This is a genomic window from Microvirga massiliensis (genome assembly GCF_001006805.1).
In the GTDB taxonomy this organism is placed as follows: Bacteria; Pseudomonadota; Alphaproteobacteria; order Rhizobiales; family Beijerinckiaceae; genus Microvirga; species Microvirga massiliensis.
In genome coordinates, this window is the sequence record NZ_LN811360.1 from 1 (window position 1) to 2,640 (window position 2,640).

A 2,640-nucleotide genomic window follows, 5' to 3' on the forward strand; every position below is an offset into this window, starting at 1 on the left:
CTGTGGCCGTGGATCGAGGCCGCGGGACGGCGGCTGCATCGCAACATGCTGGTGATCGCTCTCGCCAACAAGCTCGCCCGTATCGCCTGGGCGGTGCTGGCCCGCGGACATGGCTATCAGCCCAGGAGTGCCTCTCATGCGGTCTGAGGCAAACTTGATCGTGAGTCTTTCCGGAATCGGTTCGCGTGAACCAACGACGTTGAGAATGGAACGATGAGCTCAGTCAGCTAATCAGCGGCTGTCCCGCCGAGGTCTGCGAGCTGAAGGAGGAGATGGACGAACGGTCTGCCCGGCGCAACCACAAGACTGGGTGCCATGATGGCCCACAGAGGTCTTTCCGCTAGTCAGTCCTGGATGCGCGCGGATTCCCATGCTGGCCCGGAGCAGATGCTCTACCATGAGGCCGAATACATTGATGCAGCTCTCACGTTCGCCAGTCTGCCAACTTCATCTTGCGACGCACGGCCGGACCATACAATGCATGGCACAATGCGAAATGGCGCATGCCATGCCTTCAGCGCGTGCCTAACGCTGCCGCAATGACGAATCTCGTCCTGCTGCTGCCCTTAACGGACCCTACGACGAGCGGTTGCTCGGCTGCTTCTGCTGTTCGGCTCGGCGGTCAAGTTCACGCAGAACCCAGCGTCGCGCACGCTGCTCACTTTTCGGCTTGCTGGAGGCCGCAGGAGTGACCCGCATTCCGGTGCGGGGATCGATACCGGTGAGTGGCATGACCAGTGATCCAACTGCTAGGGCCACAGTCGAAGCTTGCGTAAAAGGGGCCCTGCCAGGGTTAGAGATGAGGGTCAGAGATTAAGCTGGCAGGGCCGCAGTTCGAGGGCTCCAAATACGGCGGCGGAGCCTCAGTCGCCTCTACCCGAGCGACCGCCGTCCCGCTCTCACACAGGTGAAACGTGGCTGCAGTTCTGCACAGCACGCAAGATCAATCCTCCGGCGGCAGTTTCCAGCCTCGCGCGGGAGGAGGGCAGTTCCGGCTACATTGGGAAGACCCCTTCCGGCTCGTTGATGAGGAGGATCCCACGGGTTTGCAGACGACAGCATTGTCACAACTGTGAGACGGCGGGCGCTCAGAGGATTACCGTCGCCGTTTATCACCATAGGCGAGGCCCGCACCCATTTCGGGGAAGCACGCAGGACGAAGAGAGCCAAAGCCACCGGAAATACGAAGGGCGGCCCGCTTTGCGCGTGCGCCGCCCCTGCTCGTCGGCCCGTATCTCACGCCCCCAGGAATCGATCATCTGAGGAGCTGACGTTCCTCTGCGTCACACAATAAGCCTTCTGCGAATTGCGGTGGGGTCGTCGTGCCTGCGGGGTTCTCGACAGAAATCTAACTTGCCTGCCCCAACGGCACGAGAGTTAGCCTCGTTGAGCCTCGTGCTTTCACGAGCTGACACGAAGACTCCGGAAGAGAGTCTGTTGCGTGAACTGTTGCGCTTTACCAGCTCATACTTGGACAACGTTCATGAAGAGACGCCGCACTCTGACCGCCGAGAAGCACGTTCTGCCTGCCCTGCAGACGCACGGGAGTGCCTTGCGGATCTGGGGCCGTCACCGCCCGGTCCCGAAGCCATACGCAACACATGAAACACACACGCGCGAGGAGCACATACCCTGCGCAACCTGTCGCGAAGCCCGGTGGGCGCTCTGGAGCGCCCTCTCCTGGGCGGTGGCCGGCAGGCCTGGAGAGGCGGTCTCGCGGATCAAGGAAGCGGCGCAACTCGCGGTCAGAGCGCAGATCGAGTCCGAATCCGGGAGACGCGCCCGATGATCTCGTCGCCTTACGGCGACGAAGCCGGTGTCAGGGAAGCGGCCGTCGGGATACACGTCCGCCGAGCGCGTCCACGAGATTGTCACGGCTGAGTCTGGCGCAGGTGGTCGGCGATACGGCGGCCGGCGGGGGCGTAGAGCCGGGCGGTCGCGCGGGCCAGCTGTTTGAGTTGTCCAGCCGCACGAGCCCCTTCGACGGGCAGCCGAAAGCCTTCCTCGGCGCTGACACAGTCCAGGGAGCCATTCTGCTTGCGCCGGTCGAGCCGGCGGCAGAGCGCGGCGAGGTTGGCGGCATCGCGAGCAGCGTTGCGGTCGACGGCGCTCATGAGGCTTGCCTCCTGCCCTGCCCCGTTTGGGCGTCAGAGTCTCGGTGGCAGAACCCACCGACCGGGATATCGTGGCTGCCGCAACGTCAATGGACGTTTAACCCGATCAGAATAATTTGAACTCGGGCCGATCTCCTTCCCGGCCTGCTGTCTCCCAACAGCCAACCCCGCTCGATCTCAGGCCGGGCGGGGCCCACCACGAAGAAACCCGAGAACACCACAGCCCAATGTCGCTCGCCCGGAGCACGAGTCTCCCATCCGGTTCCAGTCAGAAGACGAGGAAGCGTGTTCATCGTCGGCACTGATCCAGCGGCTGGGTTCAATCCTCAAAGTCAGGCTCATCGCTGTCTTCCGCCCCGGCGGGCATCACCGCCCCGATCTCGGCATCCAGCGCGCCCGACAGCTGGGCCCGCTCCAGAAGCCCGGCCGCCTCGAGCTGCTCGAGATCGGGCAGATCGCGCAGGCTCGCGAAGCCCCAGCGGACCAGGAACTGGTCCGTCGTGACATAGGTATATGGCGCCCCCGG

General features: G+C 63.5%; 2 protein-coding genes and 2 pseudogenes. 2 read left to right on the top strand and 2 right to left on the bottom strand.

Annotated elements, in window-relative coordinates:
- Positions 1–147 (top strand): annotated as a pseudogene (locus BN1233_RS48565) (IS110 family transposase); the annotation flags it as partial.
- A 1,336-nt stretch (positions 148–1,483) separates the two neighbouring features.
- Complete coding sequence (locus BN1233_RS28010) at positions 1,484–1,789, top strand: hypothetical protein (protein ID WP_046866966.1); 306 nt, start codon at positions 1,484–1,486, stop codon at positions 1,787–1,789.
- 82 nt (positions 1,790–1,871) lie between these two features.
- Here the strand turns inward: BN1233_RS28010 and BN1233_RS28015 are convergent, their stop codons facing one another.
- A complete protein-coding gene (locus tag BN1233_RS28015) occupies positions 1,872–2,114 on the bottom strand; it encodes a hypothetical protein (protein ID WP_046866967.1) in 243 nt (80 codons plus the stop codon).
- Positions 2,115–2,433: 319 nt separating this feature from the next.
- Positions 2,434–2,640: pseudogene (locus tag BN1233_RS49930) on the bottom strand (SMC-Scp complex subunit ScpB); the annotation flags it as partial.